This is a genomic window from Pseudoalteromonas sp. NS-SX12 (assembly GCF_057367955.1).
In genome coordinates this window covers 816705-834764 of the sequence record NZ_CM170635.1, presented here as the reverse complement: position 1 = coordinate 834764, position 18060 = coordinate 816705, and the positions used below count along the sequence as shown (strand labels likewise).

Sequence of the window (18060 nt, the reverse complement as noted above, 5' to 3'; positions counted from 1 at the left end):
GAAACTGCAGAATGAACCGTCAAACACTCGCAATACAAGCACAAGCTAACAAATACATTGAACTCGAAAAATTGGGTTTTAATGCAGACCAACGCACTGAATTTGAACACTGGCTTAATGCATGTGAAGCGCATCAAACCGCTTATCAAGAAAGCAAACACGTTGATGCGCTGCTAGCGCAATTTAACGAAAGTGAGCTTACGACTGAGAGCACCACAACAACACAGCTAAAGCCACAAAGCGAACATACACGTACTACTGAAAGAACCGTTTGGCTCAAAAACTACCGTGCCATTGCCGCGTGTTGTGCGCTTTTAATGATAAGCGTACTGAGTTATCACTTTGTGCCAAATATGTTTTCGCAGCACACCTTTATTGCCGAATATCAATCAACACGCGGAGAATTGCTCGAATATACCTTGCCTGATAATTCACATATCACCTTAGATGCAAAAACACAGTTGTCGCTGGCGTTTAATGACAAGCAGCGACTTTCACAGCTTACCTCTGGGCGGGTGCTATTCGATGTTGAAAGTGATAAAGCACGGCCGTTTGTTGTTAATGCTGGCAATACTAAAATAACCGTACTGGGTACGCGTTTCTCGGTCGATAAAAAAGCAAATCAGGTTCGTGTTGCGGTGGCACATGGCAAAGTGGCAGTGCAAATGAATGAGCATAATGTGGTGCTTAATCAGGGCGAAGTTGCACTGATTAATGGTAATAGCATAAAGCGTGACGCCATGGCACATGCCAATGTTGGGGCGTGGCAACAAGGGCGCTTGGTGTTTAATAATGAGCCTTTGCTAAATGTCTTACACACATTTAAGCGTTATCACAATCGCGACGTTATTTTTACTGATGCACACGCTGAGCAATTACGTTTATCGGGCGTTTTTTCAGCATCTGAGTTAGACGGCTTTGTTAATATGCTGCCATACGCGTTAGCAGTTGAGGCTAAAATTATTAATAATCAAATAGTTATTAGCTCCGAAAAATAAATGCAAAAAAACAGTATTTTTTATTGAGGGATTCTCATTCTCATTCGTTTTAATAGCTAAGAAAATTAAATACGGATGACACAATGAGTACTTACTCGCCAATCAAAACTAAATTGACGCCGCTTGCATTTGCACTTGGGCTTAGCCTTTCGTTGCCAACCATGGCAAATAGCAGCGCGTCAGTTTACCAATTTAACCTTGCTGAGCAGCCACTGGTTTACACCCTTACCACTTTGGCTGAAAAAGCGAATATGAATTTGATTGCCGACGCTAAGTTGCTTACGGGATTAACAGCGCCAGCGCTTGCTGGCGAACTGAGTTTGCTTAACGCACTTGAAATTACTTTGGCACAAAGCCAGTTAAGCGCACATATTGTGAATAACAATATTGTGATTAAAACAACTGCTGATACTTTACAACCTAAAGGCGAGGAAAAAAGTCAAAAATCAAAGGCCGAGCCAAGCAAAGCCAATATGGAAGTGATCACGGTAACGGGCAATAAGCTGCAAATGCACCGCAGTGAGATTGAGCGCTCAAGTGGTCTGTCTAATTCAGATATTTTCTCAACGTTTTCAGGCATTGAAGCGAATAATATTCGCAACGAGGCGGGCGCGTTAGATATTGGTATTCGCGGTGTTCACGGCGAAGGGCGCGTGCCAATTTTTATTGATGGTAGCTTGCAATCAACCCATACCAACCGTGGCTATATGGGCTCAGCTGATCGCAGTTACATCGATTCAGACTTAATCAGTACCATAGATATTGAAAAAGGGTCGTCGAGCAAAGCATCACCTTATAGCTCAGGTGCCATTGGCGGTACTGTGAATATTCGCACGTTAGGTGTGCATGATATTTTAAAAAGTGGCGAAACATTTGGTGCGTTAGTTAAGTTAAAAACTCACAACAACAATAAAACGCCTAAAGTGCCAGAGAACTTTGGCTTGCAAAGCTATTACGAAGTAACCAATGGCATCGATACGCTCGATTTTAACGGCGGTGGTGTATCACTTGCCGGTGCATTTAAAGGCGATAAATTACAAGCCGTCGTAGCTTATAGCAAAAAGGAAGTTGGCAACTACTTTGCGGGTAAAAACGGCTTTGAAGAATTTGTAGAAGTAAAAGAATACATTCGCTGGGTGCCATCAAAAGAAGACCCGACAAAATATGTTGATGAGCCTTATGATTTCTTTATTCCGCCTCCGGTTAATAGAAATGGTGAAGTGGTAAACACCAGCTTTGAAAGCGACTCTTATTTAGCAAAGTTTACCTATGATTTTACCAAAGAGCACTCACTGGAAGTTAATACGCGTTTGCATCAACAAGTGGCAGGCGAAATGCTTGCATCGTATTGGTATAAGCAGCGCGCAGGCGATACTAAATTCTGGAAAGAAGTTGACGAAAATGGTCAAGAGCAGTGGATGTCTGAAGAAATACCAGAGGGTGTTGAAACCATGCCACAATGGCAACCAGGCACAGCCAAAGTAAATAGTGCCAGTGCTTTGTACCATTACTTACCGAGCAATAATCCGTATTTGGATGTCACGGTAAATGTATGGCGCACCAGTGCGAATCTTCAGCAGTACAACGCACTTGGCAGCAATTTAGGACAAAATGCGGGGCAGTATTTTCACCGCTATAACAACACCCGAATTGGTGCAAGCGCACTTAACGCCTCTTACATTAACATTGCGAACATGCCAATTGTTCTCACTTATGGTTTGTCGTGGCAAGAAGAGAAGTTGGCGCCACATAAAGATTGGTTAGATAACTTCAAAAAAGACTGGCTACCGGAAGATCACAAGTACAAGGCAACGTCGCGCCACGGCAAGCAAGTTAAGCGCGCGTTATTTACCAATGCGCAAATCGATTTAGCACCCGTCGAGCTTACTTTAAACATTAACCATCATGATTCAACTAATGATGATTATCAAACGGGCGAAACCCTAACGTTCGATGCTAAAACCGATACAACTCTGCAGGCGCGGGTCAATGTGTTTAGTAACACAAACGTAAAAGCTAAATACAGTAATGCGTACCGTATGCCAAATCTTTATGAGTCAACGGTGTCAAACGAGGTGTTTTCCTACTCGCCAGATTACCCAGTTAAAGCTGAAAATACCCAATCTTATGATATTGGTATCGAAAGCGAATTTAGCGATGTGCTGTTTAAAGGCGATCAGTTAGTGCTTTCAGCCGAGTATTTTTACACTAACATCAAAGACATGTTAGCAACGGGCTTTTTACCGAGCAAAAAACCAGATGCGCAGTCGTGGGATCAAACTTTTTCATTCACCAACTACGACTCATTTGAATTACCGGGTACCGAGCTTGGCTTTAACTACCAAAGTGATTGGCTTTACGGCAAGTTTAGCTACACCAAATACGCCAATGTTGAAATGTGCTCAAGCCTAATTGCTAACGCAGAAGGGGTTGATAAATGTAACAATACTGGGTTTTCGGGCAGTTTAACGCCGCTCAGAATTCCTGCCGATAAAAACTATATTGCAAATATCGGCACCAGCTTGTTAGACGATACCCTTGATTTAGGGTTTACCTATAAAAAGCATTCTGAAAAACACCACCCAGGAGGCTTTTTAGCAGGTACCGCAGTAAATACATTGGAATATATTCCGTCGGGTTACCAGCTTGATTTCTACTTAAGCTATGCAATTAGCGACAGCATAAAAAGCAATTTATCCGTTACCAACTTAACGGATCAATACAAGGTATCAACGGGTTCAATTGTGGCTATGCCAGAACCTGGGCAAACCATCACCATTAGCTTAGAAGCAAAGTTATAAACACCTTTTATGCCCAATAGCGCATTGCTGCGCTATTGGATACTTATTTTTACTTTTTCGGAGCAGTTATGACCACCGTCACTTCGTCATTTTCGCGTGCACAAAATTTAAAAGCCGCTACCGCAGATGTGCATGATAATGTTGATAAAAGCATTATGGCACACGACCCTTTTGCCAATAATCAAAGCTATTTAGCGTTTTTATCTTTGCAGTATTACTTCTTAAAAGATGTAAGCGCATTGTACGAGCATAGTGAGCTTAGCGAGCTTATTAACGATTTAATCTCTCGCCGTCGTTTAGGCATGCTAGAGCAAGACTTTGCTGATTTGGCAGCTGAGCTGCCACGCGCCTTTTTAGCCCCTGAAATCAGTGATTCAACTGACTTTGCCACAGCATTAGGCTGGTTATATGTAGTGGAAGGCTCAAAAGTGGGCGCTGCTATGCTGGGTAAACAAGCACAGGCAAAATTACCCGTGAGCGCTGAGAATGGTGCGCGTTATTTAGCGGGGCCAGGTGCAGGGCGTGGCAGTGCATGGCGCGAGCTGGTAAATGTTATTGATACGATTGAGCTCAATGACGCACAAGAAAGTGCGCTAATTAATGGCGCACGCCAAGCTTTTAGCCGTTTTCAAACGTTTCAGGCGCACGTTTACTCATGACTTTAAAAGCCGCTTTAGTGACGTATAAAAATAGCCTGTTATTTGTATTGGGATACGTGTTTGTCGCCCTTGGTGTGATTGGCATGGCACTGCCAGTTATGCCAACAACGGTATTTTTTATTCTCGCTTTGGCGTGCTTTACTAGAGCCTCTCCTAAGCTTGCACACAAGCTGCTGCACCATCCGCGTTTTGGTCATACGCTGCAATTATGGCAGCAATATCGTGTTATCCCGTTCAAAGCGAAAATTATGGCATTACTTGGTATGGTAGTTAGCTTTTGTGTTTTACTGCTACTTTCGCCCGCAACTTGGATTGCCTGTGTGGTGGGCAGCATCAAGTTGTTGGTGGGCTCGTATATTTTAGCTAAACCATCAAAAGTATTGCTTTAATTAAGCAGTACTTTTGCACTTTTTATAAACGCAAAATTAAAAGTAAACTCTTTTAATGTCAGCATGTTAACTTAACTTTTTTACGAAAATTCATTTCTTAAGTTTGATTTAAGGTTTGTCTCATAAAGTTACTCTATCGCAAGATGGAGAGCAGTTTCATGTTACAGCCTAAAGATAATTTCCTCAGTTTTACAGCGTCGTTATTACCTCGCTTTGAATTAGCGCCACTGGCGCAAGCGTCGCATATTGCACGTTTTATTGAACAAGGCTACGCAGACCGTTACCAAGCAGAAATTAGTGTTTCCATGCCACTACTACTGCAATTACGTTTTGCAGGAAAAACTGCTGCAATCGGTATTCGCCGCGCGACAGAGCCGCTGTTTTTAGAACATTACCTAGATGCACCAATTGAGTCTTATGCAAGAGCACATATTGGTGAAATCAATCGTGAGCAAATCGTGGAATACGGTAGCTTATTTAGTGATGGTCGTAATTTATCAACACCGCTTTTCATGCTTTCAACCTTGGCGTTAGTGCATCAGAACGTAAAAGCTTTGGCTTTTTGCGCAACGCACAAGGTTGCGAGCATTCTTGAACGCTACGGTTTAAAGCTAATTAAACTGGTAAAAGCAGAGGCAAAACGTCTGCCAAATCAAGGAGAGAACTGGGGGAGCTACTACCGTACAAACCCACATGTGTATTTACTGTCGTTAGATCAGCTAAATCAGGTTATCCGTAACCGCACTAAATATTTGCAGCTTTACCGTTTTTTATCGCCTGCAATTGGCCGTTTAGCAAATAAATTTGAGGCGCGTTTCACATGTTAAATGTTCTTAAAAACCATAATCAAAGCAATATTGCAGTGATAACCGATGAACAATCATTTGATTATTTAACACTCAATGAAAAAATCGAAATGGTGTGTGACTTTTTGCAAATGGAAGGAGTAGAGCGCATCGCACTGTGTGCTGCAAATTCACTTGATTGGTTAGTGGCGGACTTGGCGGCAATGAGCGGCAATTTACTGATTGTGCCAGTACCTGACTTTTTTAGTGAAGAGCAAAAGCAGCATGTTATTTACAGCTGCAAAGTGAGCCATGTAATTTGTGAGAAGCCAACAGCAAATAGCAAACCACTGATAGGAACTGGATTATTTATCAATGAAGTTGGTTATCACGGTGATGTTGCCTTACCTGAAGGTACGCAAAAAGTTACTTTTACCTCAGGCTCAACGGGCACTCCAAAAGGCGTATGTTTAAGCCGCGATAATCAATTAACCGTTGCCAAAAGCTTAATTGATGTAATTGGCCTAAGTAATCCAAAGCACTTGAGTTTACTGCCATTTAGCACCTTGTTAGAGAACATAGCTGGGATTTATGCGCCTCTGCTGTGCGGTGGTACGGTCAAAATCATCAGTGATAGTAAGCGTGGTTTTTCAGGCAGTCGCTTGGTGGATATGCAAGCATTGCTAGCCACAATAGCGCAAAGCGATGCGCATACGCTTAATTTAGTCCCTGAATTATTGAAGGCGATAGTTGTTGCCTGCAAACAAGGTTGGCAACCGCCACACAGCCTTAAATTTGTCGCGGTTGGCGGTGGCAAAGTAGACAAAGCCTTAATTGCCGCTGCGCGTGAATGTGGTTTACCAGTGTGCCAAGGTTACGGGCTTTCAGAAGCAAGCTCTGTGGTTGCACTAAATACCCTTGAAGATAACAGCGATAGCAGCGTGGGTAAGTTGTTACCACACGTAACTGGCACTATTGAAAATGGCGAGTTAGTACTGAAAGGAAATGCCTTTTTAGGCTACTTAGGTGAGCCAAACAGCTGGTATCAAGACACCGTTCACACAGGCGACCTTGCTGAATTTAAAGGCGATAAACTCTATTTGAATGGGCGCGCTAAAAATCTAATTATCAATAGTTTAGGGCGTAATATTTCACCAGAGTGGCCTGAGTCGTTACTAGATGCTACAGGGCTTTTTTCACAAGCCGTAGTAATCGGTGATGGTTTATCACAACTCGTTGCACTTTTAATGCCATTGCAAGGGGTTGCGAATGAGCAAATTGCGGCAAGCCTTGCACACATCAACCAAGCATTACCTGATTACGCCAAACTAAATCACTTTATTTTACTTGATGCCCCACTTAGCTATGAGCAAGGCATGCTAACTGAAAATGGCCGTTTTAAACGCCCAGCCATTAACCAAACATTTTTACGACAAGCATCATCGCTTGTTGCTTAAAGCAATTTTAGAAGGAATTGATTATGACCTTTTTCGAGAAATTAATTAGCGAAACAGCAGCTGAAAAAAACTATTTGTTATCGGCGCCAATTATTAAGCGTTGTTTTGAAGGCGAAATTGCTCTTGATGATTATGTGGCGTTTTTAAGCCAAGCATTTCATCACGTAAAACACACCGTGCCTTTACTGATGAATTTAGGTGCCAAACTGCCGCATTCACAAGAATGGTTACGCGACGCGGTTGCAGAATATATTGAGGAAGAGCTAGGCCACCAAGAATGGATTTTAAATGACATTGCAGCATGTGGTTTTGATAAAGAAGCGGTGCGTAATAGCACGCCATTGTTTGAAACCGAGCTGATGGTGTCTTACGCCTACGACACCATTAACCGCATTGAACCAGTGGCTTTTTTTGGCATGGTACATGTGCTTGAAGGCACCAGCGTCGCAATTGCAGATTTAGCGGCTGCCACCATTAAAGATAAATTGTCATTGCCAAATAACGCATTTAGCTATTTACGCTCGCACGGATCACTTGACCAAGAACATGTGAAGTTTTTTGAAACGCTTATGAACCGCATTGATGATGAAAAGCAGCAAGATGCCATCATTCATGCAGCAAAACGTTTTTATGTGCTTTATGGCAATATTTTCCGCGCTCTTGATCAAGCTCGCTTGCAACAAGTCGCCTAATTAACCAACACCGCTCGGAGTGTATCTTATGAGTCAGATTAAAAAATTATGTTTACTAACAGGTGCAAGCGGTGGCATTGGTGAAGCAATTGCCAAAACCCTAGCAGCCCGAGGTTACACGTTAGTGATCAGTGGCCGTGATTTAACCAAATTAAATCACCTTAAAAATGCACTGCCGGGCGAGCACTTTTACCAGTTGGCAGACTTAAGCGATAGCGCCAGCCGTTCAAACTTAATGGCATTTGTTAAATCACTTGGCAAACTCGATTTACTGATTAATTGCGCTGGCTTATCGCTGTTTAAACCTTTTACTGACACCCAGCTTGATGAAATTGAGCGTTTATTAAAATTAAACGTCACAGCGGCAATGGCACTTAGCCAAGAAGCGCTAATTGAAGCGGGCGAACATCCTCTGACCATTATTAATGTTGGCTCAGCACTTGGTGCAATAGGCCACCCTGGTTACGTTGCTTATTGCACCAGTAAATTTGCCCTACGTGGCTTTAGCGAAGCGCTTGGCCGCGAATACGCAAACTCTAATAAGCAAATTAAGTACCTTGCGCCACGGGCGACTAATACCGCTATCAACTCAAATGAAGTAGTGCAAATGAACAAGCTACTTGGTAACCAAATGGATGAACCTGAAGTAGTGGCAAGTGCGCTTATCGCATTGTTAGATAGCTCAGCAAAGCGTAAAACCCTAGGCTGGCCTGAAAAACTGTTTGTGCGCTTAAACGGTGCGTTCCCTGAACTGGTTGACAATGCGTTAGCGCGCAAGGTCAAAAAAATAAAATCCTTTTTTACGCAATCTTTGAAGGAAGCTTAATTATGAAAACATCTACTTTACTTGTTGCGGCAACATTTGCGTTTGCAAGTCACTTTTCAGTGGCACAGGCGAGCCAGCCATTTACGACTGAACTACTCAACATTCAGCATAATTGGGCAAACACCAACTATAAGTTGGAAGAAGAGTCGCAGTTAAAAGCCTATGAAAACCTCATTAAAGAAACCGAAAACTTAAAAGCAGCTTACCCAGACTCTGCAGAGTCGTGGATTTGGTATGGTATTGTGCAATCAAGCTATGCTGGCGCAAAAGGTGGTTTAGGTGCGTTAACACATGCAAAAAATGCCAAAGCGGCATTTGAAAAAGCACTCACTATTGATGAGCAAGCATTGAGTGGCTCAGCCTATACCAGCTTGGGTATTTTGTATCATAAAGTACCGGGTTGGCCGATTGCCTTTGGCAGTGATAAAAAAGCCCAATCTCTGCTCGAAACGGCACTTAAAATTAACCCAGAAGGTATTGATCCCAATTACTTTTATGGTGAGTTTATGTATGATGAGAAAGAATACGCAAAAGCGAAAGTTTTTCTCGAAAAAGCATTAAATGCCCCAGCGCGAAGTGAACGCCCTCTGGCGGATGAAGGTCGCAAAGAAGAGATAAATGCGCTATTGGTTAAAGTGAATAAAAAACTGTCAAAAAGATAATAAATGAGATTGTTATTAGTTGAAGATGATGGGCCTCTTGCCAGAGGCCTTAAAACATCGCTGCAAAATGCAGGGTACGCAGTGGACTGGGTGGCACTTGGTGAGCTTGCGGTTAAATCATTCCAGGGGGCGGAATATCAATTAGTGATCCTCGATTTAGGCTTGCCAGATATTGATGGTCTGTTGGTGTTATCTCAACTAAAAGCAATTAATGCCGCGGTGCCTGTGCTTATTTTAACGGCGCGCAGCGATATTGACAGTAAAGTAACAGGGCTTGATCAGGGCGCCGATGATTACTTGGCAAAGCCTTTTGATGTTGCCGAATTAATGGCGCGCATTCGCGTACTAGAACGCCGTGCAGGTACTAATCATGCGGCGCTTATTCAAATTCGCAACGTCACCTTAAATACTGAAAATAATCAGCTGTTGGTTGATAATCAAGCGGTTGATTTATCTCGAAAAGAGTACATGGTGCTGCGTGCGCTGATGGAAAACACCAACCGCATTCAATCTAAATTAAGCTTGGAAGAAAAACTCTACGATTGGGGTGAAGAAATTAGCTCCAACACCATTGAAGTGCACATTAGTAACTTACGAAAACGTTTACCAACGCAGTTTATTGCTACGGTGCGAGGTGTTGGCTATCTTGTCAAAGAATAATGCTAAGTCGATGCAAGGCCAGCTGATAAGCTTAATTTTGGCAAGCGTGGTACTGGCAACCTTTTTTGCTGCACTGCACAGTTACCGCAGCAGTTCTAAGCAGTTAATGCAGCTTTTTGATGCACAATTACAAGAATTTGCAGAAATAGCGTTGGCACTTAATAGCAGCGAAACACAAACAAGCAGCGCACATCGTTTATTTCAAATCACCAATCAACACGGCCTTGTTAGGCAAAGCCAGCAATTAGAAATTGACTTTAAAACCTTACCACGTGCGTTTGGGCAACATTTAGCAAATGAACTACCCAGCGGTTTTTTTGAAGCGGGTTTTGGTGGCCAGCGCTGGCGTTTATACCGCCTTGAACGTGCGCCTTTTTCGGTGCTGGTGGCAGAGCCTTTAAGCAAACGTCAATTGGCTTCTGAAAATTTACTGATGGTCAGCATTTCACCTGTAGTGATGGTGGTGCCTATTATTGGTTTGTTAGTGTTTTATTTGGTGCGTAAAAATATCAGGCCGTTAAGGGCGCTCGGTAATGCCCTTCGCAAAAAAGACCATACCGATTTAACGCCTGTGGCAAGCCAAGGCATGGTTACTGAGCTCTTACCGGTGACTGACAAAATTAACGATTTATTGGCGCGCTTGGCATTGGCGTTTGATCGCGAAAAACGTTTAACCGCCAATATTGCCCATGAGCTGCGTACGCCAATTAGTGTGTTATCCATCACCGCACATAATTTAAGTTATCAGCTTAACCAAAAAGACATTACACAAGACGATTTAGCCGATTTAAAGCAACAGGTTGAGCGTTTAGCACAAGTGGTTGAGCAAATTATTGCGCTATCGCGCTACACCCCTGAAAACTTTAATGAAACACTTAAACCCATTGATATTGAATCATTAATACAAGCATTAATTGCTGCGCGTTATGATGAGATTATTTCGCAGCAACAAGAAATTGAACTGCAAATGTCACATGCAGTGGTGATTGGCGAAGAATTTGCTTTGAAAACCTTGTTTGATAATTTGCTACGCAATGCCATTAAATATGCTGGTAAAAAGCAGCACATTTTAATTCGTCAAATCCCTGCTGAAACAAATATGATGGGCATCGAAGTTGCTGATTCTGGCAGCGGGGTCGATATCACCATAATGCAAGATTTACTAACGCCATTTTACCGTGAAGAATCAAAGCAAACTAAGGTAAAAGGGTCGGGCTTGGGGCTTGCCATTGTTAAGCATATTGTGGATTTGCTAAATGGTAAAATGACACTTGAAAACGGGGAGTTAGGTGGTTTGTCGGTGAAAGTTTACCTACCAATAACAGATAATAAGGAGGTGCAGTGAAGCGCCTAATTGTATGTTTGTTATTTTGCTCGTTTTCACTTTTTGCCGAGCGTGAGGTATTTCATTTAACACTTAAGGATCATGTGTTTTACCCTGAGCTGCTAGAAATTCCTGCTAATAAAAAAATAAAATTGGTGATCACTAACTTAGATGACTCTGACGAAGAGTTTGATAGTTTTGATATGAACCGTGAGAAGGTTATTTTTGCGAAGCGCAAAGCAACGATTTTTGTTGGCCCACTGCCTCCTGGTGAATACGAGTTTTTTGGTGAATTTCACCCAGATACCGCTCGCGGTAAGGTGATTGCGAAGGAGCCAAAAAGTGCTGATTAATACGGTAATAATCTTTTTGCGCGACATTTTACCTTTATGTGTATTGCTTTGTTATCTCAAAGTGTTGTTTAACCATATAAGTTATTCGCCACGCTCGCTTTTTTTAGCATTGCTGGCCATTGTGTGCTGTGTAATCGGACTATTAAAAGGTGCACCAAGCATTAGCTCGCTGTTCGATGAAGCTGGGGTGGAAGTGGTGAGCTCAAGTTTATTGATGCTCTCCGGGGTAGGGTTATTTATTTCACTAATCAATGGGCAAGCCACCATCATTAAATATGCGGTGATAGTTGCTGTGATATCACTTGCAAGTTTAAAGCTGGCTGGGTTTTTCCACTATTTAACAGTGAGTGTTAACTCTGTTGGTTCGCTACAGCAGTTTTTATTGGCGTGCTTTTTAGGCTTCGGCATTACGTTAAGTTTTGCGGTGCTTTGGTTATTTGTATTAAACGAATTAAAGACAAAAGGCTACCGTGTATTATTGGCAGTGCTATTTGCCAGTTTTGTGGCTGGGCATTTAGCTGAGGTGTCTGACTTATTATCTCAAGTAGATTTAATCGATGCCGGTAGTACCGCTTTTGTGCTTGAAAACTGGTTGTCTGATAAATCGGAATATGGCCGCGTATTAAGCGCCATTATGGGATATGAATCATCGCCCACTTTCGCCTTTGTTATCACCTATAGCGTGTCTTTGGTAATTATGTTAATTGCGTTTTTTAAATCAAATTTAGCGCTTCGCTCAAGTGAGGATAGTAATGACTAAATCAGTTGCTTGTTTACTATTATTGGTGAGTGCCAGCTGTTTAGCTGACAATATGACGGTAGATAAAATTTACCACCCTTATGTATTGGCGAACGAACGCGAAGTGGAATGGCGATTAATGTCGAGCAACACCGATGCTGGCAATTTACTGGCGCAGCGCTTAGGTTACGGGCAGGCGTTTACAGAGAATAAATCCATCGAGTTTTATGTGATTGGTGAGCGTGATAGCGACGATAACTTTACCGTTTCGGGCTATGAAATTGAAACCCGCTGGATGCTCACCGAGCAAGGTGAATACAGCTCAGACTGGGGTGCATTTTTCGAAATTGAAAAGCAAGATAGCGAAGCTAATTATGAGTTTTCTAGTGGCCTGATTGTTGAAAAAGAGCTTGGCAAAGTGAGTGCCACACTAAATGGTATTTTATCGTACGAATGGGGCGATACGGCCGAAAATGAACTTGAAATAGCAATGCGTGGCAAAGTGCGTTACCGTTATTTAAGTGCCTTTCAACCCTCCGTTGAGTTTCATGTGGGCGAGCGTTTTGCTGCCATTGGCCCAGGCTTTATGGGCACTTACCGTTTTGATGGGCAAAAGCAATTAAAGTGGGAAGCAAGCTTTGTAACTGAAGTATCACAACCGGGTAAACACCATACTCTGCGCTTTGGCATTGAATATGAGTTTTAGCTAAGCAATCTATAGTTAAATTTTTAAGGACGAAAAATGGTCGTAATTTATGGAATTAACGAGTTGCTAAATCCAGTTAAAGCGCAGTTATCTGACGTTATTCAGGCTTCTATGACTGACGTGTTGGGCCTTCCAGAAAGTAAACGTGCCCATCGTATTGTGCCCCTTGATAGATCAAATTTTTATTATCCAGATGGCCGCACAGATGCTTACACTGTAATTGAAATCAATATGATGCAAGGTAGAGCTCCCGCAACTAAAAAAGCCTTAATAATGGCGCTTTTTCAGAATATTGAATCAGTACTTGGCATTTCACCAACGGATATAGAAATCACTATCAAAGAGCAACCAAAGCATTGCTGGGGATTTCGTGGCATGACTGGTGATGACGTGAAAGATTTAACTTATCAAGTCAATGTATAGTAAAAACAATCGATAAATCTTGATAGTAACAACAATAACTATTTAAAGTTTTAGTTATCATTTATTTCAAACGAGTGTGTTTTCAGGGGATTAAATGTTGTGATTTCCAAATTACCTAAATGGGTAGAATTCGGCGCTCTAATTTTATCTTTGATAGCGGGCTTTGTTAATGCTGTGGGTGTACTTGGCTTTGATCATCAATCTATATCTCACTTATCTGGTACAGCCACGTTGCTTGGTACTGAAATTTTTAGTGGTTCATTGCAAAAAGCATTTCAGTTTTTAGGCATCTTACTTTCATTTTTACTTGGTGCTTCTATCGCCGGGTTTTTATTACATGGCTCCACATTAAAATTAGGAAGACACTACGATACCGCGTTATTTATTGAATTTATTTTATTACTTATCTCATCGTGGTTTTTAACCAGTGGCTCACACAATGGTTACTATTTTGCGTCAGCCGCGTGTGGCTTACAAAATGCGCTCGCAACAACCTACAGCGGCGCTATTATACGAACGACACATGTAACAGGTATTTTTACTGATTTGGGTATTATGCTTGGTGCCATCTTTAGGGGAGACAGGCTCGATAAGCGAAAAGTGAAACTTTTCGTTTTTATTATTTTGGGCTTTATCTCTGGTGGGGTGTTAGGCGCTTTATGCTTTTCTCGCTATCAATTTATGGCGTTACTGTTACCTGCAATTTTATGTTTATTGCTCTCAATTGCGTACCGCACATATTTAAACAGAACATCAAGTAGATAATGACCTTTAAAATCACTATCTACAGTTAAAATATACTAATTTTCTTTCGCTAATGTACTGTAATAGGCTGATCGTTGACGACTAATGACTGGCCATTTTTTTGCGCGCGATTAAAGCTCGAAATCAACACGCTATTTGATAACGAATTAATATCTTCGACTTCTTCCACCATGCAAAACATAATTGATTCCCATCCTTTTTGCTTAATAAAGCTTTTATGCTGTTTGATATTTTCTTGATAGTTTTTATCGGTAGTTAACAGTCCGATAGAGTGTTTATTACCAAGTTTGTACTTATCGTTGTTTGAAATTGCGCATTTTGCATAACCGCTCAATACATACACTATATTTTCTTGTTTGTTCATGGTGATAACTTTTGAAATTTGTTAAATGCATACAGCGTTTTGTATGCATTTTTTAAACCAAATCACCCAAGAACGTTAAAATCATCTGATATGCCTTTAAAAGCGGCTAAATGAAATTACTTTATGTGGATTCAATAGGCAATATGCCCATAAATCGTCAATTTTTTGTTGTGATTTAAAATGCACTTGCAGTTATGGCTTTTTACTGCACGCTTTCCAAAAAGACTCACCTAATACTCTATTAATTTCCTCTACAGAAGTGTGCCCCTTAGTAATAGCCTCAAGCGCTACTTGATAGAGACTCCTTGCACCGTTTTTATATGCTATTTCTCTGAGCGCACTTGAGCTTTCACCAGCTCTAACTGCATCAGCTAAGTTTTGGTCCATCGTGATGATTTCAAATAAAGGCATACGCCCTTTATAGCCTGTTTGGTTACACTTATCACAACCAACAGGAGTCATAATATTAAGTTTTGGAAAAATGCTTTTAAGGCGTTTTCCATGTTCATTTTCAGTGCTTTCTATACTACAACAAGAACAAAGCTTTCTTACCAGTCTCTGTGCTGCTACACCTTTTAATGAATCAGCTAGAATAGGTCTAGAGACTCCTAATCCAATCAGCCTCGGGATTGTTGTGATGGCATCACTGGTATGCAAGGTAGTCATAACAAAGTGCCCAGTTATAGCTGCTCTAAAAGTAATCTCTGCTGTTTCTTCATCACGCACTTCGCCCATTAAAATGACATCTGGGTCCTGCCTTAAAATACTTCTAAGCGCACTCGAAAAAGTAAGATTTTGGTTTGGGTTGATATTAACTTGGGCAATACCCTCAATTTCGTACTCAACAGGATCTTCAACGGTGACAAGGCATTTTTCTGGGGCATTTATTTCTTTAAGAGCAGAATAAAGTGTGCTGGTTTTTCCTGACCCAGTAGGGCCTGTTATGATAAAAATCCCCTCGCTGCTATGGAGTAAGTTTTTAAACGTTTTGAGCTCTTTGTCTTGAAGACCAATCTCATCTAGTTGATTTACTGCTGATTTAATCAGAAGGCGAATGACGACTTTTTCTCCGCCTCGAACCGGTAATGTGGATACACGTAAATCAACATCTTGACCTTTTAATTCCAAACTTACACTACCATCTTGAGGAACCATTTTCTTAGCCAAATTTAGACGGGAAATTGCTTTAATACGTTGGATGATTGGAATGAATACTTGAGAAGGTAACTCTGAAATAACACGCAACATACCATCAATGCGATAACGAACTACACCACCTCCTTGAAAAGGTTCGATGTGTATGTCGCTCGCTTTTAGAATAAATGCTTCCAATAGCATCTCAGAAACAATTTTAACTATGGCTGAGTTTGCAGAAATAGGTTCTGACTGTGAGGATGACGTATTTGCTTCATTGGATTTGATAACGATATCGTTCTGCGACAACGCATCGTCTTCATAAAATAGCTCGGTCCACTTTGCAATAACATTAGGGTGAGCCAATTGAGACGTGACATGAAGACTTGTTAAAAATTCAACCATTGATTCCATATCTGAATCAAATGGGTGGGGTGAAGCTACTATGAGTTGGCCATCGGTTAAACTTAACGGAAAAATACCATATTCTTTGGCTACTTTTAGAGGAACGAAATGTAACAGTTCTTCAGTTATATTTTGTGGACTATCGGCAACTTCCAGCTCAAAATGCTTTGCGACCATGTTTGTCAATGTATTCGCATCGACTTGAAGAACTGATTCTGCATTTTCCCATGCTTTGAGAGCACAATTGCTTTCGAAGAGTTCATCAATATTAAGCTTTTTATTTTTTATATGCTCAAGGCAAAAACGATGTAGCCACTGAAACGTTTGATTACTTCTATGTACTTCATTATTTTCAGCCATAGTTAGTCCATGTAAATTTTATCGTCTTTGGCATCAAATGTAATCGTTGAATCGCCATGAGGCATAGTTAGGCGAAAATGATCTTTGCTAATTTTCTCATAAGAAACATCGATCACCGCGGCGATAGGACTAGGTAATTCGTCAGGAAGCTGACCATAGTTTGTTTTATAGTGCTCTACGTCTTCGGCTACCATTAATAAAGCAACAGAACTGCCGGTTTGGTAATCCCTGTCATAGTTTGTATGGTGTGTTTTTATGCCAGTAACAGCTGTTTTAGCAATTAAAAATCCGAATACAATACACACGGCGTATGTTATCCAGCTTGGTAACATAATTGTTGTGCGACTATTCGTTGATTGACTCTTTTGAGTTTGATTCATCGCCTCTGCAATATTCTCTTGCCAGCGTTTGTTTGTAGAATCCATTTTAACACTCCAATTTATTAGTGATGGCCATGATGTTGACCATGATGTTTATTAGGGTGCATTACCCAACCAGGTGGCCAATTTAAGTGAGAACCCGCATTACTGCCCGTATTTGATTGACTGTTAGCACTACTAGATGAGCTAGAACTGCCAGTATTGGTTTGGCTGTTGGAGCTGCTTGATGTACTTGATTGGCTTCCTGAGTTGCTCGCGCTATTACCATTATTAGCAGTCATTGAACTTGATTGCCCTGAAGAGGTACTTTGGCCGTTATTACTACTTCCGTCATTGTTATTTGTATTACTTGGTGGAAGTGATGAATGACACGTTCCATATTGTTGACCTGGCTCAGGTGGCCAAAGATAAAACCCTGGATTACAAGGAGAGTTATGTGGTTTTTGCGTTGTTACTGGGTCGGGCTGTGGTTGACTCGTTGTGGCTGTTAAAGCTTGTCCACTTGTTTGGTGAGTTTCAAATGGAGTTGCTAATGCAATAATCATTATATTTGGTGTTACAAAAGAGTGTTGTAACTTAGTGACATGATCTAGTGCATTAAGCACATTTATTCCGTTTTGGTCATTTGCCTTTAAAAATAAAACAGGGAAAGCTTCATGGCCCGTGTAGTGAAAATAGCCAGAGTGATTAACCAACTGCGCAGAAAATTCAATATTAAACTCTTTTGTGAACTGACTCGCTAAGCCTGGTAAGTAGGTAGGAGGTGAGCCAAATTTCTCACTGGATAACTCATCTGGCTTGGCTAATGCATCTGGAGCTGTAGCAATAACATCTTGATACGCAAGGCCTATAGAGTGAACTCGATATAAAAGCGAAGCGGCTTTTGATTCATTTACATAGCCTTGGTAATTAGGCAGTGCAATCATTGCTAAAATACCGATAATCGACACAACCAACATGACTTCGATTAACGTAAAGCCCTGATAGATTTTTATTAGAGGCTTGTTTGAAAAGTTTAATTTCATTAATACTGTCCATTGTATAACTAAATCACTCATTCAAGTTTAGACAACATTAGCGAACTTTCTTCTTTGTAGCTGATTTTTAGTCAAAAAATACCTAAATGTTGGAGGGGGTCATGATTCTGATTCGCCGCTAAATAATAAAGCTAATTTGGT

The 18060-nt window shown here is 41.2% G+C and carries 20 protein-coding genes; 16 read left to right on the top strand and 4 right to left on the bottom strand.

The window, feature by feature from the left end:
* Window positions 1–11 precede the first annotated feature (11 nt).
* The 16 genes from AC2IOM_RS17910 (at window position 12) to AC2IOM_RS17835 (ending at window position 14239) form a co-directional block, all read left to right on the top strand.
* Window positions 12–998, top strand: a complete 987-nt coding sequence (locus AC2IOM_RS17910; protein ID WP_486359592.1) for a FecR family protein — start codon at window positions 12–14, stop codon at window positions 996–998.
* Between the two features lie 83 nt (window positions 999–1081).
* Window positions 1082–3799, top strand: a complete 2718-nt coding sequence (locus tag AC2IOM_RS17905) for a TonB-dependent receptor (RefSeq protein WP_486359591.1) — start codon at window positions 1082–1084, stop codon at window positions 3797–3799.
* A 68-nt stretch (window positions 3800–3867) separates the two neighbouring features.
* Window positions 3868–4458: a biliverdin-producing heme oxygenase gene (locus AC2IOM_RS17900; RefSeq protein ID WP_486359590.1), complete on the top strand. Its 591-nt coding sequence runs from the start codon at window positions 3868–3870 to the stop codon at window positions 4456–4458.
* Window positions 4455–4847 (top strand): YbaN family protein, encoded by a 393-nt coding sequence (locus AC2IOM_RS17895; protein WP_486359589.1) that lies wholly within the window; start codon window positions 4455–4457, stop codon window positions 4845–4847. The genes AC2IOM_RS17900 and AC2IOM_RS17895 overlap by 4 nt, the downstream gene beginning before the upstream one ends.
* A gap of 158 nt (window positions 4848–5005) precedes the next feature.
* Entirely contained in the window at window positions 5006–5674 is a 669-nt protein-coding gene (locus AC2IOM_RS17890; RefSeq protein WP_486359588.1) for a thermostable hemolysin, read from the top strand.
* Entirely contained in the window at window positions 5668–7089 is a 1422-nt protein-coding gene (locus AC2IOM_RS17885) for an AMP-binding protein (protein ID WP_486359587.1), read from the top strand. Before AC2IOM_RS17890 ends, AC2IOM_RS17885 begins: the two co-directional genes overlap by 7 nt.
* Before the next feature lie 23 nt (window positions 7090–7112).
* On the top strand, window positions 7113–7781 hold the full coding sequence (locus AC2IOM_RS17880; protein ID WP_486359586.1) for an iron-containing redox enzyme family protein: 669 nt from the start codon (window positions 7113–7115) through the stop codon (window positions 7779–7781).
* A 28-nt stretch (window positions 7782–7809) separates the two neighbouring features.
* Window positions 7810–8607, top strand: coding sequence for an SDR family oxidoreductase (locus AC2IOM_RS17875; protein ID WP_105172493.1), 798 nt, complete (start codon window positions 7810–7812; stop codon window positions 8605–8607).
* A gap of 2 nt (window positions 8608–8609) precedes the next feature.
* Window positions 8610–9269 (top strand): tetratricopeptide repeat protein, encoded by a 660-nt coding sequence (locus AC2IOM_RS17870; RefSeq protein ID WP_486359585.1) that lies wholly within the window; start codon window positions 8610–8612, stop codon window positions 9267–9269.
* 3 nt (window positions 9270–9272) lie between these two features.
* Entirely contained in the window at window positions 9273–9929 is a 657-nt protein-coding gene (locus tag AC2IOM_RS17865) for a response regulator (protein ID WP_486359584.1), read from the top strand.
* Entirely contained in the window at window positions 9916–11274 is a 1359-nt protein-coding gene (locus tag AC2IOM_RS17860) for a sensor histidine kinase (protein ID WP_486359583.1), read from the top strand. Before AC2IOM_RS17865 ends, AC2IOM_RS17860 begins: the two co-directional genes overlap by 14 nt.
* Window positions 11271–11606 (top strand): cupredoxin domain-containing protein, encoded by a 336-nt coding sequence (locus tag AC2IOM_RS17855; RefSeq protein WP_486359582.1) that lies wholly within the window; start codon window positions 11271–11273, stop codon window positions 11604–11606. The genes AC2IOM_RS17860 and AC2IOM_RS17855 overlap by 4 nt, the downstream gene beginning before the upstream one ends.
* On the top strand, window positions 11596–12366 hold the full coding sequence (locus AC2IOM_RS17850; RefSeq protein ID WP_486359581.1) for a hypothetical protein: 771 nt from the start codon (window positions 11596–11598) through the stop codon (window positions 12364–12366). Before AC2IOM_RS17855 ends, AC2IOM_RS17850 begins: the two co-directional genes overlap by 11 nt.
* On the top strand, window positions 12359–13051 hold the full coding sequence (locus tag AC2IOM_RS17845) for a hypothetical protein (protein WP_138634368.1): 693 nt from the start codon (window positions 12359–12361) through the stop codon (window positions 13049–13051). Before AC2IOM_RS17850 ends, AC2IOM_RS17845 begins: the two co-directional genes overlap by 8 nt.
* Window positions 13052–13087: 36 nt before the next feature.
* The gene (locus tag AC2IOM_RS17840) at window positions 13088–13474 is read left to right on the top strand and encodes a tautomerase family protein (RefSeq protein ID WP_486359580.1); all 387 of its coding nucleotides are present in this window, start codon (window positions 13088–13090) and stop codon (window positions 13472–13474) included.
* 99 nt (window positions 13475–13573) lie between these two features.
* Entirely contained in the window at window positions 13574–14239 is a 666-nt protein-coding gene (locus tag AC2IOM_RS17835; protein WP_486359579.1) for a YoaK family protein, read from the top strand.
* 49 nt (window positions 14240–14288) lie between these two features.
* On the opposite strand, the gene AC2IOM_RS17830 is transcribed toward AC2IOM_RS17835, so the two are convergent.
* The 4 genes from AC2IOM_RS17830 to AC2IOM_RS17815 form a co-directional block, all read right to left on the bottom strand.
* Complete coding sequence (locus tag AC2IOM_RS17830; RefSeq protein ID WP_486359578.1) at window positions 14289–14603, bottom strand: hypothetical protein; 315 nt, start codon at window positions 14601–14603, stop codon at window positions 14289–14291.
* A 192-nt stretch (window positions 14604–14795) separates the two neighbouring features.
* On the bottom strand, window positions 14796–16502 hold the full coding sequence (locus AC2IOM_RS17825) for a GspE/PulE family protein (protein WP_486359577.1): 1707 nt from the start codon (window positions 16500–16502) through the stop codon (window positions 14796–14798).
* 2 nt (window positions 16503–16504) lie between these two features.
* A complete protein-coding gene (locus AC2IOM_RS17820; protein ID WP_486359576.1) occupies window positions 16505–16927 on the bottom strand; it encodes a hypothetical protein in 423 nt (140 codons plus the stop codon).
* A 17-nt stretch (window positions 16928–16944) separates the two neighbouring features.
* A complete protein-coding gene (locus AC2IOM_RS17815) occupies window positions 16945–17907 on the bottom strand; it encodes a prepilin-type N-terminal cleavage/methylation domain-containing protein (RefSeq protein WP_486359575.1) in 963 nt (320 codons plus the stop codon).
* Between the last annotated feature and the right edge of the window lie 153 nt (window positions 17908–18060).

Excerpts from the sequence above, each read along its gene's own strand:
- AC2IOM_RS17830 (WP_486359578.1), bottom strand. The coding sequence starts at position 14,603 with ATGAACAAACAAGAAAATATAGTGTATGTATTGAGCGGTTATGCAAAA.
- AC2IOM_RS17895 (WP_486359589.1), top strand. The coding sequence starts at position 4,455 with ATGACTTTAAAAGCCGCTTTAGTGACGTATAAAAATAGCCTGTTATTT.
- AC2IOM_RS17820 (WP_486359576.1), bottom strand. The coding sequence starts at position 16,927 with ATGGATTCTACAAACAAACGCTGGCAAGAGAATATTGCAGAGGCGATG.
- AC2IOM_RS17825 (WP_486359577.1), bottom strand. The coding sequence starts at position 16,502 with ATGGCTGAAAATAATGAAGTACATAGAAGTAATCAAACGTTTCAGTGG.
- AC2IOM_RS17845 (WP_138634368.1), top strand. The coding sequence starts at position 12,359 with ATGACTAAATCAGTTGCTTGTTTACTATTATTGGTGAGTGCCAGCTGT.
- AC2IOM_RS17875 (WP_105172493.1), top strand. The coding sequence starts at position 7,810 with ATGAGTCAGATTAAAAAATTATGTTTACTAACAGGTGCAAGCGGTGGC.
- AC2IOM_RS17840 (WP_486359580.1), top strand. The coding sequence starts at position 13,088 with ATGGTCGTAATTTATGGAATTAACGAGTTGCTAAATCCAGTTAAAGCG.
- AC2IOM_RS17910 (WP_486359592.1), top strand. The coding sequence starts at position 12 with ATGAACCGTCAAACACTCGCAATACAAGCACAAGCTAACAAATACATT.
- AC2IOM_RS17905 (WP_486359591.1), top strand. The coding sequence starts at position 1,082 with ATGAGTACTTACTCGCCAATCAAAACTAAATTGACGCCGCTTGCATTT.
- AC2IOM_RS17885 (WP_486359587.1), top strand. The coding sequence starts at position 5,668 with ATGTTAAATGTTCTTAAAAACCATAATCAAAGCAATATTGCAGTGATA.
- AC2IOM_RS17890 (WP_486359588.1), top strand. The coding sequence starts at position 5,006 with ATGTTACAGCCTAAAGATAATTTCCTCAGTTTTACAGCGTCGTTATTA.
- AC2IOM_RS17865 (WP_486359584.1), top strand. The coding sequence starts at position 9,273 with ATGAGATTGTTATTAGTTGAAGATGATGGGCCTCTTGCCAGAGGCCTT.
- AC2IOM_RS17815 (WP_486359575.1), bottom strand. The coding sequence starts at position 17,907 with ATGAAATTAAACTTTTCAAACAAGCCTCTAATAAAAATCTATCAGGGC.
- AC2IOM_RS17870 (WP_486359585.1), top strand. The coding sequence starts at position 8,610 with ATGAAAACATCTACTTTACTTGTTGCGGCAACATTTGCGTTTGCAAGT.
- AC2IOM_RS17900 (WP_486359590.1), top strand. The coding sequence starts at position 3,868 with ATGACCACCGTCACTTCGTCATTTTCGCGTGCACAAAATTTAAAAGCC.
- AC2IOM_RS17880 (WP_486359586.1), top strand. The coding sequence starts at position 7,113 with ATGACCTTTTTCGAGAAATTAATTAGCGAAACAGCAGCTGAAAAAAAC.